At 74.3% G+C, this 26,404-nt stretch carries 24 protein-coding genes; 19 read left to right on the top strand and 5 right to left on the bottom strand.

Translation table 11 applies throughout. The features are described 5' to 3' along the window. Positions 1–73 precede the first annotated feature (73 nt). The 10 genes from PV789_RS23785 to PV789_RS23740 all read left to right on the top strand — a co-directional run bounded on the left by PV789_RS23785 (position 74) and on the right by PV789_RS23740 (position 13,800). A complete protein-coding gene (locus tag PV789_RS23785) occupies positions 74–3,256 on the top strand; it encodes an ATP-dependent helicase (RefSeq protein WP_274978230.1) in 3,183 nt (1,060 codons plus the stop codon). Next, positions 3,249–6,683, top strand: coding sequence for an ATP-dependent helicase (locus tag PV789_RS23780; protein ID WP_274974627.1), 3,435 nt, complete (start codon positions 3,249–3,251; stop codon positions 6,681–6,683). The genes PV789_RS23785 and PV789_RS23780 overlap by 8 nt, the downstream gene beginning before the upstream one ends. 50 nt (positions 6,684–6,733) lie before the next feature. Further along, a complete protein-coding gene (locus tag PV789_RS23775; protein ID WP_248771920.1) occupies positions 6,734–7,516 on the top strand; it encodes a GntR family transcriptional regulator in 783 nt (260 codons plus the stop codon). Between the two features lie 159 nt (positions 7,517–7,675). Beyond that, positions 7,676–8,791 carry a TIGR03364 family FAD-dependent oxidoreductase gene (locus PV789_RS23770; RefSeq protein WP_274978229.1) on the top strand — a complete coding sequence of 372 codons (1,116 nt, stop codon included), beginning with the start codon at positions 7,676–7,678 and terminating at the stop codon, positions 8,789–8,791. A gap of 2 nt (positions 8,792–8,793) precedes the next feature. Continuing rightward, positions 8,794–9,477, top strand: coding sequence for a phosphonatase-like hydrolase (locus PV789_RS23765; RefSeq protein ID WP_274974626.1), 684 nt, complete (start codon positions 8,794–8,796; stop codon positions 9,475–9,477). A gap of 3 nt (positions 9,478–9,480) precedes the next feature. Then, positions 9,481–10,536 (top strand): ABC transporter ATP-binding protein, encoded by a 1,056-nt coding sequence (locus PV789_RS23760; protein WP_274974625.1) that lies wholly within the window; start codon positions 9,481–9,483, stop codon positions 10,534–10,536. After that, on the top strand, positions 10,533–11,462 hold the full coding sequence (locus tag PV789_RS23755) for a 2-aminoethylphosphonate ABC transporter permease subunit (protein ID WP_274974624.1): 930 nt from the start codon (positions 10,533–10,535) through the stop codon (positions 11,460–11,462). Before PV789_RS23760 ends, PV789_RS23755 begins: the two co-directional genes overlap by 4 nt. After that, the gene (locus tag PV789_RS23750) at positions 11,449–12,246 is read left to right on the top strand and encodes an ABC transporter permease (RefSeq protein ID WP_274974623.1); all 798 of its coding nucleotides are present in this window, start codon (positions 11,449–11,451) and stop codon (positions 12,244–12,246) included. Before PV789_RS23755 ends, PV789_RS23750 begins: the two co-directional genes overlap by 14 nt. 24 nt (positions 12,247–12,270) lie before the next feature. Continuing rightward, positions 12,271–13,323 carry a 2-aminoethylphosphonate ABC transporter substrate-binding protein gene (locus PV789_RS23745; protein WP_274974622.1) on the top strand — a complete coding sequence of 351 codons (1,053 nt, stop codon included), beginning with the start codon at positions 12,271–12,273 and terminating at the stop codon, positions 13,321–13,323. A gap of 63 nt (positions 13,324–13,386) precedes the next feature. Then, entirely contained in the window at positions 13,387–13,800 is a 414-nt protein-coding gene (locus PV789_RS23740) for a Txe/YoeB family addiction module toxin (protein ID WP_302475365.1), read from the top strand. On the opposite strand, the gene PV789_RS23735 is transcribed toward PV789_RS23740, so the two are convergent. Next, positions 13,706–14,260, bottom strand: coding sequence for an EF-hand domain-containing protein (locus PV789_RS23735; RefSeq protein ID WP_248771914.1), 555 nt, complete (start codon positions 14,258–14,260; stop codon positions 13,706–13,708). The genes PV789_RS23740 and PV789_RS23735 overlap by 95 nt on opposite strands. A 180-nt stretch (positions 14,261–14,440) precedes the next feature. Here PV789_RS23735 and PV789_RS23730 point away from each other — a divergent pair, with 180 nt between their 5' ends. Together PV789_RS23730 and nudC are read left to right on the top strand one after the other, a co-directional pair. Further along, entirely contained in the window at positions 14,441–15,817 is a 1,377-nt protein-coding gene (locus tag PV789_RS23730) for a dipeptidase (protein ID WP_274974621.1), read from the top strand. A gap of 167 nt (positions 15,818–15,984) precedes the next feature. Further along, positions 15,985–16,935: an NAD(+) diphosphatase gene (gene nudC, locus PV789_RS23725; protein WP_274974620.1), complete on the top strand. Its 951-nt coding sequence runs from the start codon at positions 15,985–15,987 to the stop codon at positions 16,933–16,935. A gap of 143 nt (positions 16,936–17,078) precedes the next feature. Here the strand turns inward: nudC and PV789_RS23720 are convergent, their stop codons facing one another. Continuing rightward, entirely contained in the window at positions 17,079–17,501 is a 423-nt protein-coding gene (locus PV789_RS23720; protein WP_274978227.1) for an ANTAR domain-containing protein, read from the bottom strand. Positions 17,502–17,681: 180 nt separating this feature from the next. Beyond that, entirely contained in the window at positions 17,682–17,942 is a 261-nt protein-coding gene (locus PV789_RS23715; protein WP_274978226.1) for a mycoredoxin, read from the bottom strand. A 247-nt stretch (positions 17,943–18,189) separates the two neighbouring features. Here PV789_RS23715 and PV789_RS23710 point away from each other — a divergent pair, with 247 nt between their 5' ends. The 7 genes from PV789_RS23710 to PV789_RS23680 all read left to right on the top strand — a co-directional run bounded on the left by PV789_RS23710 (position 18,190) and on the right by PV789_RS23680 (position 24,082). Continuing rightward, positions 18,190–20,316 (top strand): ATP-dependent DNA helicase UvrD2, encoded by a 2,127-nt coding sequence (locus PV789_RS23710; protein ID WP_248771912.1) that lies wholly within the window; start codon positions 18,190–18,192, stop codon positions 20,314–20,316. After that, positions 20,309–21,220: an acyl-CoA thioesterase II gene (tesB, locus tag PV789_RS23705; protein WP_274974619.1), complete on the top strand. Its 912-nt coding sequence runs from the start codon at positions 20,309–20,311 to the stop codon at positions 21,218–21,220. Before PV789_RS23710 ends, tesB begins: the two co-directional genes overlap by 8 nt. 382 nt (positions 21,221–21,602) lie before the next feature. Continuing rightward, entirely contained in the window at positions 21,603–21,947 is a 345-nt protein-coding gene (locus PV789_RS23700) for a hypothetical protein (protein ID WP_274974618.1), read from the top strand. A gap of 203 nt (positions 21,948–22,150) precedes the next feature. Beyond that, positions 22,151–22,429 carry a WhiB family transcriptional regulator gene (locus PV789_RS23695; RefSeq protein ID WP_274974617.1) on the top strand — a complete coding sequence of 93 codons (279 nt, stop codon included), beginning with the start codon at positions 22,151–22,153 and terminating at the stop codon, positions 22,427–22,429. Positions 22,430–22,482: 53 nt separating this feature from the next. Next, a complete protein-coding gene (locus PV789_RS23690) occupies positions 22,483–22,641 on the top strand; it encodes a hypothetical protein (RefSeq protein ID WP_200904007.1) in 159 nt (52 codons plus the stop codon). A 284-nt stretch (positions 22,642–22,925) separates the two neighbouring features. Further along, on the top strand, positions 22,926–23,501 hold the full coding sequence (locus PV789_RS23685) for a M48 metallopeptidase family protein (protein WP_274974616.1): 576 nt from the start codon (positions 22,926–22,928) through the stop codon (positions 23,499–23,501). A gap of 161 nt (positions 23,502–23,662) precedes the next feature. Continuing rightward, positions 23,663–24,082 (top strand): spore-associated protein A, encoded by a 420-nt coding sequence (locus tag PV789_RS23680; RefSeq protein ID WP_274974615.1) that lies wholly within the window; start codon positions 23,663–23,665, stop codon positions 24,080–24,082. Positions 24,083–24,228: 146 nt separating this feature from the next. Here PV789_RS23680 and PV789_RS23675 read toward each other — a convergent pair whose 3' ends face one another. Both PV789_RS23675 and PV789_RS23670 read right to left on the bottom strand, forming a co-directional pair. Next, complete coding sequence (locus PV789_RS23675) at positions 24,229–24,819, bottom strand: NUDIX hydrolase (RefSeq protein WP_274974614.1); 591 nt, start codon at positions 24,817–24,819, stop codon at positions 24,229–24,231. Beyond that, positions 24,820–26,298, bottom strand: coding sequence for a zinc-dependent metalloprotease (locus PV789_RS23670; protein WP_274974613.1), 1,479 nt, complete (start codon positions 26,296–26,298; stop codon positions 24,820–24,822). Positions 26,299–26,404: the final 106 nt, after the last annotated feature.

The raw sequence follows: 26,404 nt of genomic DNA, 5'->3' as shown, positions 1-26,404 counted from the left end.
GGCGGGGATGACGTGCGGGATGGTCGCCACCCTCTGGTGAACTGGACGGGTGAACACATCTCCGTACCGTCTCGTGCGGCGCGCCCACCGGGTGCAGCCGCCGCCGGTGCTGGACGAGAACCAGCGGCGCGTGGTCGAGCACGAGGGCGGGCCCCTGCTGGTGCTCGCCGGTCCCGGAACAGGCAAGACCACCACGATCGTCGAGTCGGTCGTGGACCGCATCGACCACCGGGGCGCGGACCCCTCACGCGTGCTGGTGCTCACCTTCAGCCGCAAGGCCGCCCAGGAGCTGCGAGAGCGCATCACCGCCCGGCTGCGCCGCACCACCCGCGAACCGCTCGCCCTGACCTTCCACAGCTACGCCTACGCCCTGATCCGGCGCGAGTTCCAGCGCATGGGCGACCTGCCGCCGCGCCTGCTCTCGGGGCCCGAGCAGCTCATGGAGGTCCGCGAACTCCTGCGGGGCGAGGCCCTGGACGGCGCACCGGACTGGCCCGAGCGCCTGCGCCCAGCCCTGGAGACCCGCGGGTTCGCCGAGGAGCTGCGCGACTTCCTCATGCGCGCCCAGGAACGCGGCATGGGCCCGGACGAGCTGGCCGCGCTCGGCCGCGAGCGCGACCGCGACGACTGGGTGGCCGCGGCCGGGTTCCTGGACCGCTACACCGGCCGGTTCGACATCGCCCCCGTGCCCACGCTCAACTACGCCGAACTCGTGCGCGTCGCCGCCAACCTGCTCTCCGACCCCGGGGTCCGCGAGCGCGAGCGCGCCGCCCACGAGGCGGTGTTCGTCGACGAGTACCAGGACACCGACCCCGCCCAGGAGGAACTCCTGCGCGCCCTGGCCGGGGACGGCCGCGACCTGGTCGCGGTCGGCGACCCGGACCAGTCCATCTACGCCTTCCGCGGCGCCGAGGTGCGGGGCATCCTCGACTTCCCGCGCCGCTTCCCCACCGCGCGGCGCACCGAGGCGCCCGTGGTCGCGCTGCGCACCTGCCGCCGCAGCGGCCGCGCCCTGCTGTCGGCCTCGCGCGGACTGACCCGGCGCCTGCCCGCGGTGGCCTCCGCCCGCGGCCACGTCAACGAGCACCGCGACCTGACCCCCGCCGAGGGCGTGCCCGACGGCGAGGTCCGCGTGCTGCTGGCCGACAGCGCCGCCCAGGAGGCCGCGGTCGTCGCCGACACCCTGCGCCGCGCCCACCTGGTGGACGGCGTCCCGTGGTCGGACATGGCCGTGCTGGTGCGCTCCTCCACCCGGCAGCTGCCGGTGCTGCGCCGCGCCCTGACCGCCGCCTCGGTCCCGGTCGCGGTCGGCTCCGACGACCTGCCCGTGGCGGCCGAGCCGATCGTGCGCCCCATGCTCGCGCTGATCCGCTACGGGCTGGCCCCGGCCGAGCTGGACGAGGACGCCGCGCGCGAACTGCTCACCAGTCCCTTCGGCGAGGCCGACACGGTACGGCTGCGCAGGCTCGTGCGCGCGCTGCGCCGCCTGGACCTGGACCGCGCCCACGACGGCGGCGCCCCGGCGGGGGACGCCCCGGAGGAAGGTGGCCGGGAAGAGGCGGGCCCGGAGAGGGGCGGCGCCTACCGTCCCTCCTCGCAGCTGCTCGTGGACGCCCTGCGCGACCCGGCCGAACTCACCCTCGTCGACCCCGAGATCGCCGCGCCCGCCACCCGTGTCGCCCAGGCACTGCGCACCGTCCGCGACCTGGACGCCAGGGGGGCCGACGCCGAACAGGTCCTGTGGGAGCTGTGGCGCGACAGCGGGCTGGCCGACCGCCTGCTGCGCGCCAGCCTGGCCGGGGGCCGCCGGGGCGCCGCCGCCGACCGCGACCTGGACGCCGTGGTCGCCCTCTTCGAGAGCGCCGCCCGCTACTGCGACCGGCTTCCGCCGGGCAGCCCCGCGGGGTTCCTGGAGGACCTCGCCGCCCAGGAGATCCCCGGCGACAGCCTCGCCGAGCGCGCGCCTGAGGGCGAGGCGGTGCGCATCCTCACCGCCCACCGCTCCAAGGGGCTGGAGTGGGGCCTGGTCGTGGTCGCCGGAGCCCAGGAGGGGGACTGGCCCGACCTGCGCCTGCGCGGCTCCCTGCTCGGCGTGGAGGAACTCGTCGACACCGACGTGCACTCCGCCGACTCCTCCGGGGCGGCCCTGGCCTCCAAGCTCCTGGACGAGGAGCGCCGCCTGTTCTACGTGGCACTCACCCGCGCCCGCCGCACCCTGGTGGTGACCGCCGTGGGCGGGGAGGACACCGACGAGCGGCCCTCGCGCTTCCTGACCGAGATGGGCGTGGGCGAGCCCGAACCCGTCAGCACCGGCCTGCGCTGGCTGTCCCTGCCCTCGCTCGTCGCCGACCTGCGCTCGGTGGTCACCGACCCAGGCGCGCCCGTTCCGCTGCGCGAGGCCGCCGCCACCCACCTGGCCCGCCTGGCCGAGGAGGGCGTGCGCGGCGCCGACCCCGCGGAGTGGTACGCGCTCACCCCCTTCACCGACGACCGGCCCCTCGCGGAGCCGGAGGACACCATCCGCGTCTCGCCCTCCCAGGTGGAGAGCTTCACCAACTGCCAGCTGCGCTGGCTCCTCGAACGCGCCGCCGGGGCCTCCTCCGGCGACTCCGCCTCGGCCCTGGGCACCGTCGTGCACGCGGTCGCCGTCCTGGTCGCCCAGGGCAGCACCCCCGACGAGATCAGCGGGCGCATGGACGAGATCTGGGCCGACCTGGACTTCGGCGGCCCCTGGCAGGCCAGGGCGCAGCGCGACCGGGCCGACACGATGGTCCGCAAGCTCGTGGACTGGGAGGCGGCCAACGACCGCGAACTCGTCGTCACCGAGGAGGGCTTCCGGGTGGACGTGGGCGGCATCGAGATCACCGGCCGCGTGGACCGCCTCGAACGCGACGACCGGGGCAGGGCCGTGGTCGTGGACATCAAGACCGGCAAGAACAAGGCCGACGACCTGGCCCGCCACCCCCAGCTCGGCGTCTACCAGATGGCCGTGCTCAAGGGCGCCTTCGCCAAGCTCGGCCTCACCGAGCCCGGCGGCGCCGCGCTCGTGCAGGTCGGCGAGAAGATCCAGAAGGCCCGGGAACAACCCCAGCCGCCCCTGAGCGAGGACCCCGACCCCGGATGGGCCGGGACGCTGGTGCGCGAGGTCGCCACCGGCATGGGCGGGTCCCGCTTCACCGCGACACGCAACAAGGGATGCAGGTCGTGCGCAGTGCGCGCCTGCTGCCCGGTTCAGGACGAGGGCAGACATGTCTGAAACCCACCCCCACCCCCGCAGCTCCCCCTCCCGCCCCCACCCCGAACCCGAACCCGGCCCCCGTCCCCGCTTCTCGCCCCCGGAACTCGCCCGCCTCCTCGGCCAGCCCGAGCCCACCGCCGAGCAGTCCGAGGTCATCAGCGCCCCGCTGGAGCCGGGCGTGGTCATCGCGGGCGCCGGGTCGGGCAAGAGCGAGACCATGGCCTCGCGCGTGGTGTGGCTGGTCGCCAACGGCCACGTGCGCCCCGAGCAGATCCTCGGCCTGACCTTCACCCGCAAGGCCACCGCCGAGCTGGCCGAGCGCGTGCGCAAACGCCTGGAGCAGTTGCGCGCCACCGAACAGCTGCCCGAGGAGCTGCTCGACGGCGAGCCCACCGTGTCCACCTACAACGCCTACGCCGGTCGCATCGTCGCCGACCACGCCCTGCGCGAGGCCGTCGAGCCCACATCACGGCTGCTCAGCGAGGGGCAGGCCTGGCAGATCGCCGCCCGCGTGGTCGGCGAGTACGACGGACCCATGGACCTGATCACGGTCGGGGCCGACACCGTCACCCGCCGGGTCCTGGAGCTGTCCGGCCAGATCGCGGACCACCTCACCACCACCGAGCAGGTGCGCGGCATCGGCCGGTGGCTGCGCGCGGCCGTCGAGGCCCTGCCGCGCAGACCCGCGGTGCCCACCCGCAACCTGCTCAACGCCCAGCTGCGCCGCGAACAGCTCCTGCCGCTCGTGGAGGGCTACGAGCACGCCAAGCACGTGCGCGAGGCCATGGACTTCGGCGACCAGGTGTCCCTGGCCGCGCGCATCGCCCAGAACCACCCGGAGGTCGGCCTCATCGAGCGGGGCCGGTTCCGCGTGGTGCTGCTGGACGAGTACCAGGACACCAGCCACGCCCAGCTCGTGCTGCTGCGCGCCCTCTTCGGCGAGGGCCACGCGGTGACCGCGGTCGGGGACCCCTGCCAGTCCATCTACGGCTGGCGCGGGGCCATCGCCGCCAACCTCGCCAACTTCCCCAACGACTTCCCGGCTGCCCCGGGCCGGGCCGCGTCCGTGCGCCGCCTGGCCACCAGCTTCCGCAACGGCGAGAGGGTCTTGGAGGTGGCCAAGCACATCTCCGAGCCGCTGCGCGCCGAGAGCGCCGAGGTGCCCGTGCTCTACCCCGGTCCTGCCCGGCGCGGCCGCGGCGCCGTCCGGACCGGTCTGTTCATCGGGCAGCGGGAGGAGGCGCGGTGGATCGCGGAGCAGGTCGCCGGCTACCTGCGCGCCGCCCCCGGCGGTGCGGGCAGCGCCGCGACCGCCCCCGACGGGCTGCCCTGGCCGCCCGGGGAGTCGGGCGGCGCCGCGGACGGCGGCGTCAGCCCCGGCGACGTCGCCGTGCTGTGCCGCAAGCGCTCGCAGTTCCCGGCGATCCGGGAGGCCCTGGAGGCGCTGGACATCCCGGTGGAGGTGGTGGGCCTGGGCGGGCTCATGATGGTGCCCGAGGTCCGCGACATCATCGCCACCCTGCGCGTGGTCCACGACGCCTCCGCGGGCAACGAGCTGGCCCGCATCCTCACCGGGCCGCGCTGGCGGATCGGCCCGCGCGACCTGGCCGCCCTCGGGGCCCGCGCGGCCGAGCTGGCCCGCCAGACCCGGCGCGACCTCACCGGGCCCGAGCCCGACGGGGGCGCCGAGGACGACGTCCTGCGCCGCACGGTCCTGGACCTGACCGCCGAGAGCGGCAGCCTGGTGGACGCGGTGGACGACCCCGGCCCCGCCGCGAAGTACTCCGCGACCGCCTACGAGCGCCTGGGCCGCCTCGCCGAGGAGCTGCGCTCCCTGCGCAAGCTCGTGGGCCAGCCGCTGCCCGACCTGGTCACCGAGACCGAGCGGATGCTCGGCCTGGACATCGAGGTGGGCGCCCGCAGCGGCCGCGACCCCTTGTCCGCCCGCGCCGACCTGGACGCCTTCGTCGACCACGCCGTCCGTTTCGCCGGGAGCAGCGAGGACCCCACGCTCGGCAGCTTCCTCAGCTACCTGCGTGCCGCGTCCGAACGGGAGAGCGGCCTGGCCCCCGGCGAGCGCGTCGGCGGGAGCGACACCGTCAAGCTCATGACCGTGCACGCCTCCAAGGGGCTCCAGTGGCCCGTGGTGGTCGTGCCCGGCGTCAGCGGCGGCAAGTACGCCCCGCTGTTCCCCACGAGCCTGTCCGAGGGCGACATGTGGATCAAGGGCGAGCACCTGCTGCCCTACCGGCTGCGCGGCGACCGCCAGAACCTGCCCGAGCTCCTGGCGGTGGACAAGAAGGGCATCGACGCGTTCAAGGAGGCCGAACGGGAGCGCCACCTGCTGGAGGAGCGGCGGCTGGCCTACGTCGCCGTCACCCGCGCCTCCTTCGCCCTGCTGTGCACCGGCCACTGGTGGGGGACCGACGCCGCGAGCGAGCGCGGCCCCTCCCCGTTCCTGGAGGAGGTCCGTGAGGTCTGTCGTGATGAGGACGTAGCGCACTGGGAGCCCAGGCCCGACCCCGACGACAACCCCTACGAGGAGGAGGACGACGGCACGGCCGAGTGGCCGCCGCCGGAGGACGACGCCTCCGTCCCGCCGGAGGAGGGCGCCGAACCGGACCGGCCGCGCGACCGCCGCGCCCAGATCGCCGAGGGGGCGGCCCTGGTCGAGCGCGCCCGAGCCCGCCTGCTCGCGGGGGAGGCCGACCCCGCCGAGGAGGCCGCGCCGCCGCCCGGGCTGCGCCGCCGCATCGGGGGCTGGGAGCGCGACACCGAGCTGCTGCTCGCCCACCGCCGCGCCGAGGGGCCGGGGTCCGGGGACGGCACGGTCCAGGTCGAGCTGCCCGCGCACCTGTCGGTGTCGTCCATGGTGTGGCTGGCCCGCGACCCCTCCGCCCTGGCCCGGCAGATCCGCAGGCCGCTGCCGCGGCCGCCCGCGCCGCACACGCGCCGGGGCACCGCGTTCCACGCCTGGCTGGAGCAGCGGTTCGGCCAGCGCGCCGCCCTGTTGGACGAGCTGCCCGGCGCCGCCGACGAGACGGCGGGCCGGGACGAGGACCTCGCCGACCTCCAGAGCCGCTTCGAGGAGAGCGAGTGGGGCCCGCGCGTGCCCGTCGAGGTGGAGGTGCCCTTCGAGACGGTCATCGGCGACCGGCTCGTGCGGGGGCGCATGGACGCGGTCTTCCACGACCCCGCCTCCGGCCGCTACGACGTGGTGGACTGGAAGACCGGGAGCCCGCCCGGCAACGGCCCCGAGCGCCGCGCCGTGGGCGTGCAGCTGGCCGCCTACCGGCTGGCCTGGGCCGACCTGGCCGGGGTCGCCCTGGAGGAGGTGAGCGCCGCCTTCCACTACGTGCGGGCCGGGCTGACCGTGCGCCCCGCGGACCTGCTCGACGCCGAGGGGCTGGCCGCGCTCATCGACTCCGTCCCCGAACCCGGGTGAGAGCTCCGCCACCACCGCGGGTCGCCGTCCGTTCACCGGTGTGGTGGACAATGACCCGCGTGTCGATCCCAGGAATCCCCCAGGACAGCGGCGCCCCCGTGCGCGCGGGCGTCCCCGAGCACGGGCGCGTCCCCAAGTACTACGCGGTCCGGATACAGCTCACCGAGCTGGTGTCCGGGCTGACGGTGGGCCAGCCGCTGCCCACCGAGCGAGAGCTGGCCGAGCGCTTCGGCGCGGCCCGCGAGACGGTCCGCCAGGCGCTGCGCGACCTCCTGCTGGAGGGCAGGCTCAGCCGCCGGGGACGTGGCACGGTGGTGGCCGGACCCAAGCTGGAGCAGCCCCTGTCCCTGGCCAGCTACACCGAGGGCGTGCGCCGCCAGGGGCTGCGGCCGGGCCGCTCCCTCATCGACCTGCGCAGCTGGCCCTGCCCGCCCCGGCTGGCCGAGGAGCTGCACCTGAGCCCGGGCGAGCCGGTCTGGCACCTGGAGCGGGTGCTGCTGGCCGACGACGAGCGGGTGGGGCTGGAGTCCACCTACATCGCGGTGGCGCGCGTGCCCCGCCTGGACGTGGACTTCGACCCGGACTCCACCTTCTACGGCTACCTCGCCGACAGGGTCGGCATCACGTTCGGCGACGCCGACGAGCGCCTGGAGACCGTGCTGGCCGCCCCGCGCGAGGCCCTGCTCATCGGCACCCCTCCGGCGCTGCCGATGCTGCTCATCCACCGCGTCTCCCGGGACGAGAAGGGCGGCCCCTTCGAGCGGGTGCGCTCGCTCTACCGGGGCGACCGGTTCAGCTTCAGCGTCCACCTGGCCGGGGACGGGCGCGAGTAGGGGCGTCCGCCGGCGGACGCCGGAGCGCGGCCCCGCCCGCCGGGCACTTTTGTATCGGAATGATAACGGGTCTGGTCCAAAGTTTGACCCCGGTTCACCGGGGCGTCCCCGCCGCGCTCGGTCGCCTCCATCCGCACCGGCGAACCTCGGACCATGCGAGTGATCATCGTCGGTGCCGGAGTCCTCGGCACCATGCACGCCTGGCACGCCGTCTCCCGAGGCCACGAGGTCGTCCACCTCGAACGGGAGGCGGCCGCCCGCGGCGCCTCCGTCCGCAACTTCGGCCTCGTCTGGGTCGGCGGACGCGCCCCCGGCCCCGAACTGGAGGCCGCCCGCCGGTCCCGCGTCCTGTGGCAGGAGATCGCCGAGCGCGTCCCCGCCCTGGGCTTCCGGGCCTCGGGCTCCCTCACCGTCGCCACCACCGACCACGAGCTGGCCGTGGCCGAGGCGGCGGCCCGGGGCGGCGACGCCGCCGAGCGCGGCTACGAACTCCTCAGCCCCGAGCGGACCCGCGAGGTCAACCCGGCCCTGCGCGGCGACCACCTCGGCGCCCTGTGGTGCCGCAGCGACGCCCAGGTCGAACCCCGCACCGCCCAGGCCGCCCTCCAGGCCGAACTCGGCCGCAGCGGCCGCTACACCCTCCTGACCGGGCGCGAGGTCCGCGACCTGGCCGGACCGGGCGCCGTCCGCGACGACCACGGGCAGGTCCACCGGGGCGACGCCGTCGTCCTGTGCACCGGCGCCTGGCTCGGCGGCCTGGTCCGCGAGCTCGTCCCCGACCTGCCCGTGCGCCGCGTCCGCCTCCAGATGGCCCAGACCGGGCCCCTGGGCGAGACCCTCACCACCTCCGTCGCCGACGGCGACAGCTTCCGCTACTACCCCGCCTACCGGGGCCCCGAGCTGGACGCCCTCAACGAGGCCCAGCCCCAGCCGCCCACCGCGCGCGACCACCGCATGCAGCTGCTCATGGTCCAGCGCGCCGACGGCTCCCTGACCATCGGCGACACCCACGAGTACGACGCGCCCTTCTCCTTCGACACCGCCGAGGACCCCTACGAGCACCTCGCCGGGGTCGCCGGCCGCCTCCTGGGCCGACCGCTGCCCCCGATCCGCCAGCGCTGGGCGGGCGTCTACGCCCAGTGCGCCGACCCCTCCCGGGTCGTCCACCGCGCCCCCGTGGGCCCCGACGCCTGGCTGGTCACCGGACCGGGCGGGCGCGGGATGACCTGCTCCCCGGCCATCGCCGAGACCACCGCCAACGAACTGGGCTGGTAACCATGCACCCCACCACCGTCCCCGCCCCGCCCGTCGAACTCGTCGTCCTGGACATGGCGGGCACCACCGTCGCCGACGACGGCCTCGTCGAGGCGGCCTTCGAGGCGGCCCTGCCCGACCACACCCCCGAGGCCGTCGCGTACGTGCGCGCCACCATGGGCGAGTCCAAGATCACCGTCTTCCGCCACCTGTGCGGCGACGAGGATCGCGCCCAGGAGGCCAACCGCGCCTTCGAGCGGGCCTACGCCCGCCTGGTGGACGAGGGCCGCTGCGCGCCCCTGCCGGGAGCCGAGGACGCCCTGCGCGAGCTGCGCGCCCAGGGCCGCACGACCGCCCTGGCCACCGGCTTCTCCCGCGACACCCAGGAACGCATCCTGCGCGCCCTGGGCTGGAGGGAGACCGCCGACCTCGTCCTGTGCCCCGCCGACGCGGGCGGGCGCGGACGCCCCCACCCCGACATGGTGCTCACCGCCGCCCTGCGCGCGCGGGTCTCCTCCGTGGCCGCCGTCGCCGTCGTCGGCGACACCGCCTCCGACATCCGCAGCGGACGGAGCGCGGGGGCCTCGGTGGCCGCCGGGGTCCGCACCGGCGCCCACGACGACGAGGCCCTGCGCGCGGCCGGGGCCACCCACGTCCTGGACGGCGTGGCGGACCTGCCCGGTCTGCTCGCCGCGCGGGAGGGCTGAGGCGTGGGCATCCGCTTCGAACACGTCAGCGTCGCCTACGGGGAGACCGTGGTCCTGGACGACCTCGACCTCACCGTCGAACCCGGCGAGTTCATGGCGCTGCTGGGCCCCTCCGGCTCGGGCAAGACCACCGCGCTGCGCGCCGTCGCCGGGTTCGTCCGCCCCGCCTCCGGGCGCGTCCTGCTCGGCGGACGCGACGTCACCGGCCTGCCGCCGCACCTGCGGGGCGTGGGCATGGTCGTGCAGAGCTACGCCCTCTTCCCCCACATGCGGGTGGACCAGAACGTCGCCTTCGGGCTGAGGGCGCAGGGCGTGCCCCGCCGCGAGATCGCCGGACGGGTCGCCGAGGCGCTGGCCATGACCGGGATGGGGGACTACGCGCGCCGCCACCCGCGCGAGCTGTCCGGCGGACAGCAGCAGCGGGTGGCCATCGCCCGCGCCCTGGCCATCCGCCCCGGCGTCCTGCTGCTGGACGAGCCGCTGTCCGCGCTCGACGCCCAGCTGCGCTCGGACATGCTCGCCGAGCTGGCCCGCCTGCACCGCGAACTGCCCGATGTCACGATCCTGTACGTCACCCACGACCAGAGCGAGGCGCTCACCCTGGCCGACCGGGTGGCGGTCCTGGACCGGGCCCGGCTGCGCGACTGCGACACGCCCCAGCGCCTCTACCAGCGCCCCCGGACGCCGTTCACCGCGCGCTTCGTCGGCGGCGCCAACCTGCTGCCCGCGCGCCTGGCCGACGGGCGCGTGCACTGCTGCGGGACCACCCTGGAGGCCGACCCCGCCGACCTGCCTCCCGGCACCGGCGACGGCGACGGGCTCCGCGTGTGCCTGCGCCCGCACCGGCTCACCCTCGGCGAGGGCGAGCACACCCTGGAGGGCCGGGTCACCGACGTCCAGTGGCGCGGCTCCGTCCACCGGGTCACCGCCCTGGTGGACGGCGTCCCCGTCACCGCCGAACTCCGGGAGATGCGCACCCCGCCCGAGACCGGTGCGGCGGTCACGCTCGGCTTCGCCCGCCGGGACGCCGTCCTGCTGCCGGAGGAGGAGGCCCCGTGAACGTCCGGACCGCGCCGACCCCGGCGGGAACTGAGTCCGCGCCCCCCGCGGGCCGGGACGCCCCGGCCCGGGCGCCCCGCGCCCTCCCCGTGTGGGTGTGGGCCGTGCCGCCCGTCGTGCTGCTCGCCCTGGTGTTCCTGTACCCGCTCCTGCTCGTCGCGCTGGAGTCGGTCACCGCGCCCGGGGGCGGGCTCACCCTCGCCCACCACGCCGACGTCCTGGGCTCGGAGTCCTTCCGGTCCGCGCTGGTCACCACCGTGTTCATCGCGGTCACCGCCACCCTGGGCTGCCTGGTCCTGGGCTTCCTCCTCGCCTTGGTCGTGGCGTTCGTGCCCTTCCCCGGCAGCGGGGCCACAGCCCGGTTCATCGACACCTACCTGTCCTTCCCGTCCTTCCTCATCACCCTCGCGCTGCTGTTCCTCTACGGCACCGTGGGCGTGGCCAACGGCGCGTGGACGGAGGTCACCGGCGCCGAGACCGGGCCGATCAGCTTCCTCGCCACGCCCTGGGGCGTGATCCTGGCGGAGATCACCTACTTCACGCCGTTCGTCATGCGGCCGCTGCTCGCCGCGTTCGCCCAGCTCGACACCGCGCAGATCGAGGTCGCCTCCTCCCTGGGGGCCCGCCCCCTCAGGATCGTGCGGGCCGTCATCCTGCCCGAGGCCCTGCCCGCGCTCGCCGCCGGAGGCGCTCTCGTGCTGGTGCTGTGCCTCAACGAGTTCGCGATCGTCCTGTTCACCGGGGCCAAGGACGTGGTGACCCTGCCGATGCTCGTCTACAGCGCGGCGATCCTGGAGGCCGACTACACCACCGCCTGCGTCGTGGCCACGGTCAACGCGGCACTGTCGGTCTCCCTCTACCTCGTCTACCGCGCGGCCACCGCACGGCTGCGCGCACCCTCCGGAGGCCGCCGTGCTCGTGCATAGCCGACCAGCCCGCCGGGTCGTGTGGGCGCTGTTCGCCGCGCTCGTCCTGCCCCTGTTCCTGCTCCCGCTCGGCGTCATCGTCACCGCGTCGGTGTCCACCAACTGGAGCGGCGTCCTGCCCTCGGGGCCCACCCTGGACAACTTCGCCGGGCTGTCGCGGGGCTCCACCCTGGAGGCGCTGCGCGTCAGCGTGGTCACCGCCGCCACCGCCAGCGTCCTGGCCCTGGTCGCCGGGACCTGGTCCGCGCTGACCGCGCACGCGCTGCGCCGACGCGGCAGGGCCGTCCTCGACGCCCTCTTCATGCTGCCCGTCGCGGTCCCCACGGTGGTCGTCGGCCTGGCCCTGCTGGTGGCCTTCAGCCAACCGCCCGTGCTGCTCAACGGCACCCAGACCATCGTGATCATCGCGCACACCGTGCTGGTGACGGCCTTCGCCCACCAGTCGGTCTCCGCCGCCCTGGACCGGCTCGACCCGGCCTACGCGCAGGTGGCCGCCTCCCTCGGCGCCCGCCCGGCGCGGGTGCTGTTCCAGGTGCGGCTGCCCCTGCTGCTGCCTTCTCTCAGCGCCGCCGCCGGGCTCTGCTTCGCCCTGTCCATGGGTGAGCTGAGCGCCACGATGATGCTCTACCCGCCCAGCTGGATGCCGCTGCCGGTCCAGATCTACGCCGCCACCGACCGGGGCGCCCTCTTCTCCGGGGCGGCCTCGGCCATCGTCCTGATGGCCACCACCCTGGCCGTCCTGCTGCTGCTGTCCCGCGTGCGCACCCGCGCCGCCTACCGCTGACCTCTTCTCCCAGGAAGGCCCGCCATGTCCGCCGTCCGCAAGACCGCCGCACGCGTGTCCGCCGCCACCGCCGCGTTCGCCCTCGCCGGAGCCCTGACCTCCTGCGCCGCCTCCGACCCCGCCGACACCGTCACCGTCTACACCGCCGACGGCCTGCGCAACGAGGAGGGCACCGGCTGGCTCGACCGGGTCTTCGCCGACTTCGAGGCCGAGACCGGGGTCACCGTCCAGTACGTCGAGGGGGGCTCGGGCGAGATCGTCCAGCGCGCCGGGCGCGAGACCGCGAACCCGCAGGCCGACGTCATCGTCACCCTGCCGCCCTTCATCCAGCAGGCCGACGGCATGGGCCTGCTCCAGGAGTACGAGCCGCAGGGCTCCGAGCACGTCGAGACCAAGGACCCCGACGGGAGGTGGACCACGATCGTCGACAACTACTTCTGCCTCACCTACAACACCGAGGAACTGGAGGAACCGCCCGCCACCTGGGAGGACCTGCTCGACCCCCGCTTCGAGGGCCGCCTCCAGTACTCCACGCCGGGCGTGGCGGGCGACGGCACGGCCGTGCTCATCCAGACCATGCACGACCTCGGCGGGCTGGAGCCCGCCATGGACTACCTCGGTGAGCTCCAGGCCAACAACGTCGGCCCGTCCTCCTCCACCGGCGCGCTCGGCCCCAAGGTGGACAAGGGCGAGCTGCTGGTCGCCAACGGCGACGTCCAGATGAACTTCGCCCAGGCCCGCACCATGCCCAACCTCGGCATCTGGTTCCCCGCTACCGAGGGAGGCCAGCCGACCACCTTCGCCCTGCCCTACACCGCCGGGCTGGTCGAGGGCGCGCCCCAGGCCGACCACGGCCGCGCCCTGCTGGACTTCCTGCTCTCCGAGGCCGCCCAGGAGCAGGTCGTCCCGGTCGCCGGGGGCTTCCCCGCCCGCACCGACGTCCCGGTGGAGGGCGAGGGCGCCGAGGAGCTGGAGGCGCTCATGGAGGGCGTGGAGGTCTTCGAGCCCGACTGGGACGACATCGACGCCAACCTGCCCGAGTACCTCGACGCCTGGCGCGAGGCCACCGGCAGCTGACGCCGGGCGCAACGTCATGAGCGCCAGCCTCGACGACATCGACCGGATGTTGGAGGAGGGCGGGTGAGGAAACCGGCCTTCCACGCCGAAGGCTGGGACGACCTCATGCGGTGGGTGGAGAACGACCGCCGCACGGCGAAGAAGGCCCGCAAGCTCATCGGGGAGGCCCTCCGGGATCCCTTCGGGGGAACGGGCGAACCCGAGCCGCTCAAACACCTGGGGCCGAACCGCTGGTCACGCCGCATCACCGGCGAACACGGCCTGGTCTACGTGGTGACGGACGAGGAGATCACGGTGTTGGGCGCCCGGGGCCACTACTGGCCCGGTCGCGGCCGCCGGTCCCGCGCGCCGGAGGAACCGCGCGCGGGGCCGGCGGGAGGGCTCAGATCACGCCGAAGACGAACCCGCCCGGGGCGGCGGAGTCCTCGCCGAAGAGGTACTCCCGGGCCGACAGGACGAACTCCGCGCGGCCGATGAACCCGTCACCGTCGGTGTCCAGGGTCCTGAACCGGTCCAGGGCGTCGGAGGGGGAGGCCCCCAGGACCTCGGCGTACCTGACGTACTCCGCCTCGCTGATCGACCCGCCGTCGTCGGTGTCGAGGAGGTCGAAGACCGCCTCGGCCACGCCCTCGGTCATGTTGAACCGGCTCCGGTCCTCGGAGGCCGCGTGCATCGCCGCGACGAACGCCTCCCGGTCCAGGCGCGCCTGCGCGGGCGAGCCGTGGCGGAGCAGCTCCAGCCAGAGCATCTGGTAGGAGGCGTGGACGGCCTGGGCCCGGCGGTCGCTCAGGTCCAGCGCGTAACCCTTCGTGTAGCGGTCGACCAGGCGCTGGTAGTCGTCCCAGGTGATGGCCCCGTCGCGGTCGGTGTCCAGCGTGTCGAAGAGGCGGCCGAACCTCTCGGCGACCGCGGTGGCGGGAACGGTGTCCACGTGCATTCCTCTCGTCGGCGGGCGGCGCGTCCCGCCCGTGCACCTTCGAGTGTCCCGCGCGCCGCGGGGTTCCCCGACCCCCGTGGCCCCGCCGCCCGGGCGGACGGGCTCCCGGCCCGCGTTCCGGGACGGTTCGCGCAGGTCCTAGGCTCGTTCCCGACAACGACGTCGAGCAAGGACGGTCCCATGGACGTACGCGCCCACATCGAGGCACACCGGGACGAGTTCGTCTCCTCCCTCAAGGAGTGGCTGGCGATCCCCTCCATCTCCGCCGACCCCGCGCACCACCCCGACGTGGTCCGCTCCGCCCGGTGGCTCGCCGACCACCTCACCGCGACCGGCTTCCCCACCGTCGAGGTGTGGCAGACCCCCGGCCTGCCCGCCGTGTTCGCCGAGTGGCCCGCCGCCGACCCCGACGCCCCCACGGTGCTCGTCTACGGACACCACGACGTCCAGCCCGTCGACCCGGTCCAGGAGTGGGAGACCGACCCGTTCACGCCCACCGAGCGCGGCACCTCCCTGTTCGCGCGCGGGGCCTCCGACGACAAGGGGCAGGTGCTCTTCCACGCCCTCGGCGTGCGCGCCGCCCTGGCCGCCTCCGGCGCCGACGCCCCGCCCGTCACGATCAAGCTGCTCGTGGAGGGCGAGGAGGAGTCGGGCTCGGTTCACTTCGCCGACCTGATGCGCGCCAACCGCGACCGCCTGGCCTGCGACGTCGTCGTCATCTCCGACACCACCATGTGGGCGGCCGACACCCCGTCCATGTGCGTGGGCATGCGCGGCCTCACCGACGTGGAGATCAGCCTGTACGGCCCCGAGCGCGACCTGCACAGCGGCTCCTTCGGCGGCGCCGTGCCCAACCCGCTCAAGGCCATGAGCGACCTGCTGTCCGGCCTGCACGACGAGGACGGCCGGGTGGCGGTCCCCGGCTTCTACGACGGGGTGGTCGAGGCCAGCCGGGAGGAGCGCGAACTCATCGCCCGGCTGCCCTTCGACGAGCGCGAGTGGCTGGCCACCGCCGCCTCCACCGCCGCCTGGGGCGAGAAGGGCTACAGCACGCTGGAGCGGATCTGGCTGCGCCCGACCGCCGAGATCAACGGCATGTGGGGCGGCCACACCGGCTCGGGCGGCAAGACCATCGTCCCGCGCTCCGCGCACGCCAAGGTCAGCTTCCGCCTGGTTCCCGGCCAGGACCCGCTGCACGTGCAGGACCGCGTCCGCGCCCACGTCGAGGCCGCCGTCCCCGAGGGCCTGCGCGCCGAGACGGAGTTCGGCGGGCCGGGCGTGCGCGCCTGCGCCTCCGACCTGTCCTCCACCGCGCTAAAGGCGGCCCGCTCGGCCATGGAGCGCGCCTTCGGCACCCAGGTCCTGTTCACCCGCGAGGGAGGCAGCGGACCCGAGGCCGACATCGCCGACATCCTCGGGGCGCCGCTGGTCTTCCTCGCCGTCGGCCTGGACGAGGACCGCATCCACGCCCCCAACGAGAAGGTGGAGGTCCCCCTGCTGCTCAAGGGCGCCGAGAGCGCCGCGTACCTGTGGGAGGAACTCGGCGGCGTCGTCTGAGCCGCGACCGCGCGGCGCCGGGGCCCGACCCGCACACGGGCCCGCCCCCGCCCGCGGGGGCCCGCCGCGCACGGGGGGACCGCGCCAGGATGCGCGCGGCCCCGACCGGTGTTATGCACGTTGTGGACACGGGCCCCGCCAGGCGGCCCGCCGACCCGGAAGGACCCATGGACGCCGACGCGACTCCCTCCCTCTCACGCTTCTCCGTCGACCCCGCCGCGCACCGGCGCCTGGACGGGGAGTGGCTGGCCGAGGCGTGGGCCGCCCCCGGCACCCGGGTGCTCGTCCTGGAGGGCGGGGACCCCGTCGCCCACGGCTGGCGGGCGGTCATGGCCAAGCAGTCCCGGGCCCTGATCACCACCGGGGACGACCCCGAACTCGTCCTGGTACCCCCGGACGAGGCGCCCGAGGGCGAGCGCTACCTGCTGGGCACCGACGGCCGGGACGCCTACTTCGCGGTCCGCTCCGGCCGGGACCTCGCCGCCACCGAACGGACCGCCCCGGCCTCCCTGCGCGAGATCGGCGCGCTGCTGGGCGACCGCGACACCGGGCTGATGACCCGCGCCGTCGCCCTCGCGAACTGGAACGCCACCCACGGCTTCTGCCCCCGCTGCGGCTCCCGCACCACCGCGGCCGCGGCCGGGCACGTGCGCGTGTGCGAGCGGGAGGGCACCGAGCAGTACCCCCGGATGGACCCGGCGGTGATCATGCTGGTGCACCGCGAGCGCGACGGCCGCGAGGAGATGCTGCTCGGCAACAACCCGAACTGGGACTCCCGCCGCTTCTCGGTGCTGGCCGGGTTCGTGGACGCGGGGGAGTCGCTGGAGCAGGCCGTGGTCCGCGAGGTCGCCGAGGAGGCGGGGATCGTGGTCGAGCGCCCGCGCTACCTGTCCTCGCAGCCCTGGCCCTTCCCGCGCAGCCTGATGGTGGGCTACACCGCGCGGGCCGTGGGCGAGACCGAGCGCACCGACGACGAGATCGGCGTCACCCGGTGGTTCACCCGCCCCGAACTGGCCGAGGCCGTGCACGCGCAGGAGATCCTGCTGCCGGGGCGGGTCTCGATCGCCCGCACCCTCATCGAGCACTGGTACGGCGCGGAGCTCCCCGGCGGCTGGTGACCCCGGACCGGTCGACCCGACCGGTCCCGCGGCGGCCGGGAGCCGCCGCCCGCGGGGTCGGTGCCGGGCGCGGGGACGCCGCGCCCGGGGCGGGGCCGGGGCCTCGGGGTTCCGCGCGGGGCCCCGCCCGGCCCGTCGCCGCGCTAGCGCGAACCGGGCGAGGCGCCCAGTTCGTCGGGCAGCACGGTGAGGGGGCTCGTGCTGCTCTCCACCACGTCCCGCGCCAGGTCGGCCACCTTGCGCCCGCGCGAGCGCGCCGAGGAGCGCAGCCGCTCGAAGGCCTCGCGGGGCGCCATCGTGTGCCGCTCCGCCAGGACCCCGATCGCCTGCTCCACCACCACGCGCGACTGCAGCGCGTGCTCCAGCTGCGCGATGGTGTGCCGCAGCCGCTCCACCTCCGAAGCGCCCTCCGGGGCCCGGCCGGGCGCCTGGGAACGCGGGGTCCGGTCCCCCGACTCGCCGGTCAGCAGGTCCGCCAGGACCATCGCGCTCACCAGGTCGGGCACCTCCTCGCCGCCGCCCACCCGCCACCCGGCCGGGGTGCGGCGGACCACACCGGTGTCCATCGTGTCGGCGACCGCAATGTCATGAGGCCTCATGTCCTCCCCCAACTCCACACTCCCCGTCGTCATCGTCCGAGCCCTTCGCGACCCGAGCGCCGTCGGAGGTGCACCGCCGACGGCGGGCCCCGCGGTGCGGGCCGCGGGGCCCGCCCCGGGGGGCGGCCCTGCGGCCCGCGTACCGTCCTACGACAGCTCGGCCAGTTTCTGCTTCACCTGAGCGAGCGACGGGTTGGTCATCGCCGCGCCGTCACTGAAGACCAGCGTCGGAACCGTCTGGTTGCCGTTGTTGGCCTTCATGACCAGTTCGGCGGCATCCGGGTGCTCCTCGATGTTCACCTCACGACCGGTGATCCCCTCGCGGGCGAGCTGGCTCTTGAGCCGCTTGCAGTACCCGCACCAGGGGGTGGTGTACATCGTGAACTGTTCGGTCGCCGCGCTCGTCATGTCGCTCACGTCCTTCTTTCGTCTACGGTCGATGGGTCGGTCCGGTCATCTCAACACCGAGGGGTCCGGACCGCTTCCCGGGACCGCGCGACACAACGTGGGACGCCTCACAGGACCAACTGGTTCTGGAATGTCTGATGTGCCTCCCGCGGCCCCGGCGGCGGGCACGGGGTCCGATCCGCTCCCCGTCACGGCCGATACTTGAGAGACTGGGACCCCATCCACCCCGACCCTACGCAGGAGCACCATGGATCCCGACCGCGTCCTGGAGGGACTGGACCCGGAGCAGACCCAGGCCGCACGCGCGCTGCGCGGCCCCGTGTGCATCCTGGCCGGTGCCGGAACGGGCAAGACCCGGGCCATCACCCACCGCATCGCGTACGCGGTCTCCAGCGGTGTGGTCGCCGAGCAGCAGGTCCTCGCGGTCACCTTCACCGCGCGCGCCGCCGGGGAGATGCGCGGCAGGCTGCGCGCCCTGGGCGCCCCCCGCGTGCAGGCCCGCACCTTCCACGCCGCCGCCCTGCGCCAGCTCTCCTTCTTCTGGCCCCAGGTCGTGGGCGGGGAGAAGCCCACCCTCATCGAGAGCAAGCTCCCGGTGGTCTCCCGCGCCGCCCACTCGGTAGGCCTGCAGCCCGACCGCAACGGCCTGCGCGACCTGGCCGGGGAGATCGAGTGGTCCAAGGTCACCCAGGTGCGCCCCACCGACTACGACAAGGCCGTGGTCAAGGCGGGCCGCCAGCCCCCGATGCCCGCGGGCGAGGTGGCCCGGGTCTTCGAGGCCTACGAGGACCTGCGCCGCGAGCACAACCTCCTCGACTTCGAGTCCATGCTCGAACTCACCGCCGGCATGATCACCGAGTACCCGGCCATCGCCCAGCGCGTGCGCGAGCAGTACCGGTACTTCGTCGTCGACGAGTTCCAGGACGTCAACCCGCTCCAGCGCCTGCTCCTGGACGCCTGGCTGGGCGACCGCGACGACCTGTGCGTGGTCGGCGACCCCAGCCAGACCATCTACTCCTTCGCCGGGGCCACCCCCGGCTACCTGACCGGGTTCGGCGCCCGCTACCCCCACGCCACCGTGGTCCAGCTGGTCCGCGACTACCGCTCCACCCCCCAGGTCGTGCGGGTGGCCAACCACGTCATCGCCCACGCGCGCGGCACGACCTCCGCCCAGCACCTGACCCTCCAGGCCCAGCGCCCCGACGGCCCCGACCCCATGTACCAGGAGTACGACGACGAGCCCGCCGAGGCCACCGGGGTCGCCCGCAAAATCAGCGTCCTGCTGGAGGGAGGCACCCCGGCCAGCGAGATCGCGGTGCTCGTGCGCACCAACGGCCAGTCGGCCTCCTACGAGCAGGCGCTGACCGACGAGGGCGTGCCGTTCACGATGCGCGGGACCACCCGGTTCTTCGAGCGCCCAGAGATCAAGCAGGCCGTGCACACCCTGCGCGGCGCCCGGCACGGGGCGGCGGGGGAGGAGGCCGAGCCCCTGGTGCGCACCGTCCGCCAGCTCCTCGGACAGCTCGGCCTGACCGAGAGCGCGCCCGAGGGGCGCCAGGCCCGTGAACGCTGGGAGTCGCTGTCCGCGCTGGCCCAGCTGGCCGAGGACATGGCCGCCGCGCCGCGCCCCGACGGCGCGCCGGTGACCATGGCCGACCTCGTGGACGAGCTCGACGTGCGCATGGCCACCGAGCACGCGCCCGGCTTCGAGGGCGTCACCATCGCCTCCCTGCACGCGGCCAAGGGCCTGGAGTGGGACGCCGTCTTCCTGGTCGGCCTCACCGAGGGCATGATGCCGATCATCTACGCCGAGACCGACGAGCAGGTGGAGGAGGAGCGCCGCCTGTTCTACGTGGGGGTCACGCGGGCCCGCGAACACCTGGCGATGTCGTGGTCCCTGGCCCGCTCGCCCGGCGGCAGGAAGACCCGCAAGCCCTCCCGCTTCCTCGACGGCCTGCGCCCCGCCTCCCCGTCCACCGCCTCCCGGCGCGCCGAGCGCCGCAAGGGCGGCGTGACCCGCTGCCGGGTGTGCTCGGCCACCCTCACCGACGCGGCCGAGCGCAAGCTGGGCCGCTGCCTGGACTGCCCCTCCAGCTACGACGAGGCCCTGCTGGAGCGGCTGCGCGACTGGCGCCGCGCGTGCGCGCAGGAGCAGAAGGTGCCCGCCTACGTGATCTTCACCGACGCCACCCTCCAGGCCGTCGCCGAGCAGGAGCCCGGCAGCCTCACCCAGCTCGCGGCCGTGTCCGGTGTCGGCGCGGTCAAGCTCGATCGCTACGGTGAGGCGGTACTGGCGCTGGTGGCCGGAGCGGACCCGGCGGACGTCGCCGACGGCCGGACCGAGGACGACGGGGAGGAAGCGGCGGATGAGTGAGAGCGCCGACGCGCAGGCGCGGGGCCAGTCCCTCGCCGACCTGCTGACCGTGCTGGACCTGGAGCGGATCGAGGACGACATCTTCCGGGGCAGCAGCCCCGAGGAGGGCCCCCAGAGGGTGTTCGGCGGCCAGGTCGCGGGCCAGGCGCTGGTCGCGGCGGGGCGCACCGTCCCCGCCGAACGCCACGTGCACTCCCTGCACGCGTACTTCATACGCCCCGGCGACCCCTCGGTGCCCATCGTCTACGAGGTGGACCGCGTCCGGGACGGCCGCTCCTTCACCACCCGGCGGGTGGTGGCCATCCAGCACGGCAAGCCGATCTTCACCCTGTCGGCCTCCTTCCACAAGGAGGAGCCGGGCCTGGACCACCGGATCCCGATGCCCGACGTCCCGCCGCCTGAGGAGCTGCCGAGCACGCGCGAGCGCTTGCGGGAGGCCTTCGGGCGCGTGCCGGGGTTCGTGCGCTGGCACCCCATCGAGCTGCGCCCGGTGGGACCGCTGTCCTACGAGGCCGAGCGCGACCCGCGGCTGCGCACCGCCAACAACCCGGTGTGGCTCAAGGTGGACGGCCAGCTGCCCGACGACCGCCTCACCCACGTGTGCCTGATGACCTACGCCTCGGACATGACCCTGCTGGACACCGTGCTGCTGCGCCACGGCCGCTCCTTCGCGGGGATCTCCATGGCCAGCCTGGACCACGCGATGTGGTTCCACCGGCCGTTCCGCGCCGACGAGTGGCTGCTGTACGCGCAGGAGGCGCCGACCGCCCAGGGCGCCCGCGGTCTGGCGCGCGGGCTGGTCTACACCCGCGAGGGCGAACTCGTGTGCTCGGTGGTGCAGGAGGGCCTGATCCGGGTGGTGGACGCCGAGGGCTGGTCCGACACCCTTCCGGAGCCGTTCTAGGCGGTGCCCCTCCGGGTCCGCGCCCGCGCGCCCGCCGGGTCCTGCGGGCCGGAGCCCGGAGCCCGGCCGGCGCGGAGCGCGCCAACGGCCCGGTCCGGGCCCGCGGACGCGGACAGGCCCCGGTCACGGTGCGCACCGTGACCGGGGCCTCGCCGTCTCGGCGTGCGGGGTGTCGGCAGGGCGCTCGGGGGATGCGCAAAGGCAACGCCTCCGGACGCCGCGGCATTCCCGCGAACCCCTGACCGGATGCGGACGTTTCCGCAGGTCAAAAATGGGTTGCTCTCTTTCTGCGCCAGCCCATAGTGTGTACCCCGTCGCAATGACCGCTCCCGGCGCGGGTGCAAGATCCCGTCGCCCGACAGTGAAGGAGGTGCCCGATCCAATGACCAGCATCACGGAGACCACAGGCTTCGTCACCGGCTTCGCCATGCCGTCGCGTCAGCTGTCCCCGACCGCTGTTCAGGGCAACCTCCTGGGCGGTCACACGGATGTCCTCGCCGTCTACGGCGGGACCACCGTCGGCAACGTCGGCACCGGGATCCACGGATCCCGTTCCCCGCTGATGGTGTCCCAGGTCGAGCGGACCGTCCTCGGCGACGGCAGTGGTGTGTCCGTCGAGTCCGGGCTCGCCCTTGATCGCGGCAAGCGCCAGACGCAGCACGCAGCAGAAGCTACCCAGCGCCCGTACGGCGCATCGGGGGAGTGTCCACGGAGGATTCCGGCCTAGAGCAGGACAGGCCGAGAGTTTCGACCGTGGCCGCGGACCCCGACAGGGGCCGCGGCTTTCTTTGTATCTTCGCCAGCTCCCCGTCCCCCAGGGACGAGGGAGAGGGCGGCGGCATCGCAAGTCCAGGTCCCCCACCGGACCGGTTCCGGTGACCAGTCACCGACCGCGTTGTACGAAACGATCAAAGATCTTGGAGGGCACCGATGCTTGCGTCGGTCCTGGAAACGCCCTGGATGGGCGACACCGAAGTTCCCTGCCGCCTGGAGCCCGACCTGTTCTTCGCCGAGGCGCCCGCCGACGTCGAGGCGGCCAAGGCCGTCTGCGGCGCGTGCCCCGTGCGGGAGCAGTGCCTGGCCGACGCCCTGGAGCGCGGTGAGCCCTGGGGCGTCTGGGGCGGGCAGCTGCTCGTCTCCGGACAGGTCGTGGCGCGCAAGCGCCCCAGGGGCCGCCCCCGGAAGAACCCCGCTCCGGTCGCGGCCTGACCGTTCCAGCCACAGCCCCACCCCACCTCCGCGGACACGAAGGACGAAGACAGATGATGATGGAACTCATGCGCGTGGTCGAGCGGACCGACGTCGAGACGCGTGAACAGCAGGGCAGAAGGCTCACCGCCCGCCAGCTGCGCGCCCGCCAGCGCGAGGAGCGCCGTGCCGAACAGGCGCTCACGGAAATCGCGTGGTCACGTCTGTGTTGACGTGACGGGACGCGCGGCGCCCTGATCTGACCACGGGCCGGGCGGGACTCCTCCGGGGGTCACCGTCCGGTCTCTTTTGTGTATCCGAAAGGGCGCCGGAACACCTCGGCGGGCCCCGTCGTGGTCCGCCGCACAGCCGAAAAACGACCCTGGTCAGGGCGGAATGTGCTACCGTACCGTGTTTTCCGGTTACGCTCCGGGAGTCGGGACAGACACGAGATCGGTGACATAACAGGACAGGACACACCTGTCCTGGAGCGCCTCGCTGGGCTACCGTAAACTTCGTGCCCTCGAACACCAAAGTCGAGGTACGACGCAGTCCTCGTCGCCGACGCACGGTGTCGGCCTACAGGGACGGGGACACCACGGTCGTCCTCGTGCCCGCGACGTTCTCCCGCGCAGAGGAAAAGCGCTGGGTGGGCCGCATGCTGCAACGACTGGAGGCCCGCGAGGGGCGCCGCAACCCCGGCGACGCCGAACTCCACGAGCGCGCGCTCGAACTGGCCCGCCGCTACCTGGGCGGCACCGAACTCCCCGAGAGCGTGCGCTGGGTGGACAACCAGAACTCGCGCTGGGGGTCGTGCACCCCCGAGACCCGCACGATCCGCATCTCCCGCCGCGTCGCCGGAATGCCCTCGTGGGTCGTGGACTACGTGCTCATGCACGAACTCGCGCACCTGTTCATCCCGCACCACGGCCGGGAGTTCTGGGACCTGGTGCGCCGCTACCCCAAGGCCGAGCGGGCCCGCGGCTACCTGGAGGGCTTCAGCGCCGCCTCCCGAGCCGAGTCCGACGACCCCTGCGGAGCAGGGGAGGACGAGGAGGAGCTCGACGCCGCAGAGGTCGCCTTCGACGAGTGAGTCCGGCCGCGCGCCGGAGGGGTGGGCGCCGTCACCGATGCGGACAGGGACAAAAGGCCTTTTTCGCCCTTGGTGCTCTCCTCTTTCCGTGCGTTCCGGGGTATTTTTCTGCGGTCACGCGGGCCGCGGGCCCCACCGAACCGGAACGGACACCCACCCCCATGAGGACACTCAAGAAGACCCTGGCCACCGCCGCCGCGACCCTGACGCTCCTGGCCGCCGGCGTCGTCACCGCCTCCCCGGCCAGCGCCGCCGCCTACAACGGGGCCTGCGGCTCGGGCTACTCGGTGGTCAACTCGGCCCCGGTCCGTTTCGACCTGGGAACCGTGTTCCTGACCTACAACAGCTCCAACGGCTACAACTGCGTGGTCACCGTCCGCAGCGCCGACAGCGACGGCTTCGCCATGCCGATGAGCGCGGGCCTGCGCCGGGCGGGGGACGGCGGCTCCTTCGTGTCGGACACGGGCGAGTACAGCTACTACGCCGGTCCGGTGTACGTGTACGCCAGCGGCTCCTGCGTCGACTGGCGGGGGCTCATCGGCAACCAGGCCACCGAGCGCTACGCCACCAACTGCGGCTGACCCGAAGCCGACGGCCCCGCCGACCGGCGGGGCCGTTCGCGTGCCGCGGGACGGCGGAGACGCGCGTCAGCGCGTGCCCGCGGCCCGGGTCGGCGGGCGCCAGCCGCGCCGCCGCGGCCGACGTCGACGGGTGCCCGAGACGCGCGTCAGCGCGTGCCCGGGTCCGTGCCCGGATGCGGGGCGGACGAACGCAGGTGGCGGCCCACCGCCTCGGCGGCGGCGCGCACCAGCGAACGGCACACCTCGTCGGAGGGCTCGGGCAGGTCGTCCACCGGGAACCAGCCGAGGTCGGCCGACTCGTCGGGGTCGCGCACCAGCACCGCGTCCTCGGGAGCGAGGGCCGCGTACTGCACGTCCAGGTGGAAGCTGCCGCCCCCGCAGGGCACCGCGTGGCGGTCCAGCCCGACGGGCTCGGGCAGCAGGGTGAGCCCCCGGATGCCCGACTCCTCGGTGGCCTCGCGCAGTGCCGCCGCGCCCAGGGTGGCGTCCTCCGGCTCGCAGTGCCCGCCGGTCTGCAACCAGATCCGGTGGATCCGGTGCAGGGTGAGCACCGCCCGCGAGCCGTCGGCGGAGATGATCGCCGTGCTGGCCGTCACGTGGCCGGGCAGGCAGGAGCGCCACATCCCGTCCCCGTGCGCCTCCAGGTGGTCCAGGTAGGAGCGGCGCAGCTCCTCCTGCCGGGCGTCGGGCGCGGTCCACGCGCCCAGCACCGCCCGGGCGTCCGCGTGCAGCGACACCTACGCGCCCTCTCCCCGGTCGTCGTCCCCGTCGCCGTCCCGGTCGGCGCCGGAGGAGCCCTCGCCGGAGGAACCCTCCGCGGACGCGTCCCCGTCGGTCCCCGCCTTCCGGCCGGGGGCGTCCCCGGTCAGGGAGGAGATGTCGAAGTCGGCGTCGCCGAACCCGTCACCGCCCCCGCGCACGAAGCCCTCGGGATCGTCCAGGTCGTCGCCGGTGGGCATCAGGTCCGGGTGCTCCCAGACCGCGTCCCGGCCCTCCACGCCGCGCGCCTCCTCCAGGGCCGACCACAGGGCGGACGCCTCGCGCAGACGGCGCGGGCGCAGCTCCAGGCCGACCAGGGCGGCGAACGTGTGCTCGGCGGGCCCGCCGGTCGCCCGGCGGCGCCGGGTCGCCTCGGCCAGGGCGTCCGCCTGCGGCAGACGGCCGGACACCGCGGACGAGACCACGGTGGCCACCCAGCCCTCGATCAGTGCCAGGGTGGTCTCCAGCCGGGCCAGCGCCGCCTTCTGCTGCGGTGTGTCCTCGGGCTGGAACAGCCCCTCGCCCCCGACACCGCCCAGGGCCTCCTGGAGCGCCTCGGGGTTGGTGAGGTCGATCCCACCGAGCCGGTCCTCCAGGCCGCTGATGTCGAAGGACATCCCGTCCGCGTACTCGTTGACCAGCCGGGACACGTGCGAGCGCAGCCACGGCACGTGCGAGTACAGCCGGTGCACGGCGGCCTCGCGGGCGGCCAGGTACAGGCGCACCTCCTCCTCGGGGACCTCCAGGCCCTCACTGAAGCGCGCCACGCCGGAGGGCAGCAGCGCCGCACGGCCCTCACCGGCCAGGGGCAGCCCGATGTCGGCGGTGCCGACCACCTCGCGGGACAGCTCGCCCACGGCCTGGCCGGCCTGGCGGCCGACCATCATGCTGCCCATCTGCTGGATCATGCCCAGCAGCGGACCGGCCACGGACTGCATCTCCTCGGGCAGGTTCTGCCCCATCGAACGGACGGTCTTGCTGGTCAGCGGGTCGCACAGCTGCACCCACGAGTCCATCGTCCGCTCGATCCACTCCGACCGGCTCCAGGCCTGGGTGGTGTGGACGCCCGACGGCAGGTCGGTAGCCTGGTCGAGCCACAGGTCGGCCAGGCGCAGGGCCTCCTCGACCCTGGCGTAGTCGGACGCCGGAACGCTCGGATCGCCCTCCTGGGCGACCGTCTGGCGCGCGACGTCCTTGGCCATGTCCCAGTTCACCCCGGACGACGACTTCTGGTCGCCTCCGGGCCCGGGACCGGGTTGGGCCGACATCATGTCGGCGAACTGACGCAGCATGTTGGCCATCTGCTGCGGGTCGCCGAACGGGAAGCCGTCCGGCGTTCCGGATCCTCCTCCGCCCGGGCCGCCGCTGCCGGCACCCGAGCCGGAGTCGCCAGAACGGCGTCCGGACTCGTCATCGGGATCGTTCGGCATGCTGAAACCGAATGGCAGGTCGCTCACAATCAGACCTCAGGCAGGATTAGGTTTGGTCTCCACTGTCACGTTAGCTGGGAGTCGCCCGGAGTGAATACCGAAAGCAGCCAGGTTCGCCCAGAGCACAGCCCCT

The sequence above is a fragment of the Nocardiopsis camelliae genome (assembly GCF_028993595.1).
GTDB lineage: Bacteria > Actinomycetota > Actinomycetes > Streptosporangiales > Streptosporangiaceae > Nocardiopsis > Nocardiopsis dassonvillei.
This window is presented reverse-complemented; position numbering and strand designations above follow the sequence as displayed.

What these genes read in the sequence shown, in the direction of transcription:
- PV789_RS23765 (WP_274974626.1), top strand. Translation starts at nt 8,794, where the DNA reads ATGCACCCCACCACCGTCCCCGCCCCGCCCGTCGAACTCGTCGTCCTG.
- PV789_RS23780 (WP_274974627.1), top strand. Translation starts at nt 3,249, where the DNA reads ATGTCTGAAACCCACCCCCACCCCCGCAGCTCCCCCTCCCGCCCCCAC.
- PV789_RS23735 (WP_248771914.1), bottom strand. Translation starts at nt 14,260, where the DNA reads ATGCACGTGGACACCGTTCCCGCCACCGCGGTCGCCGAGAGGTTCGGC.
- PV789_RS23710 (WP_248771912.1), top strand. Translation starts at nt 18,190, where the DNA reads ATGGATCCCGACCGCGTCCTGGAGGGACTGGACCCGGAGCAGACCCAG.
- PV789_RS23775 (WP_248771920.1), top strand. Translation starts at nt 6,734, where the DNA reads ATGACCCGCGTGTCGATCCCAGGAATCCCCCAGGACAGCGGCGCCCCC.
- PV789_RS23700 (WP_274974618.1), top strand. Translation starts at nt 21,603, where the DNA reads ATGACCAGCATCACGGAGACCACAGGCTTCGTCACCGGCTTCGCCATG.
- PV789_RS23680 (WP_274974615.1), top strand. Translation starts at nt 23,663, where the DNA reads ATGAGGACACTCAAGAAGACCCTGGCCACCGCCGCCGCGACCCTGACG.
- PV789_RS23690 (WP_200904007.1), top strand. Translation starts at nt 22,483, where the DNA reads ATGATGATGGAACTCATGCGCGTGGTCGAGCGGACCGACGTCGAGACG.
- PV789_RS23730 (WP_274974621.1), top strand. Translation starts at nt 14,441, where the DNA reads ATGGACGTACGCGCCCACATCGAGGCACACCGGGACGAGTTCGTCTCC.
- PV789_RS23745 (WP_274974622.1), top strand. Translation starts at nt 12,271, where the DNA reads ATGTCCGCCGTCCGCAAGACCGCCGCACGCGTGTCCGCCGCCACCGCC.
- nudC (WP_274974620.1), top strand. Translation starts at nt 15,985, where the DNA reads ATGGACGCCGACGCGACTCCCTCCCTCTCACGCTTCTCCGTCGACCCC.
- PV789_RS23715 (WP_274978226.1), bottom strand. Translation starts at nt 17,942, where the DNA reads ATGACGAGCGCGGCGACCGAACAGTTCACGATGTACACCACCCCCTGG.
- PV789_RS23695 (WP_274974617.1), top strand. Translation starts at nt 22,151, where the DNA reads ATGCTTGCGTCGGTCCTGGAAACGCCCTGGATGGGCGACACCGAAGTT.
- tesB (WP_274974619.1), top strand. Translation starts at nt 20,309, where the DNA reads ATGAGTGAGAGCGCCGACGCGCAGGCGCGGGGCCAGTCCCTCGCCGAC.
- PV789_RS23720 (WP_274978227.1), bottom strand. Translation starts at nt 17,501, where the DNA reads ATGGACACCGGTGTGGTCCGCCGCACCCCGGCCGGGTGGCGGGTGGGC.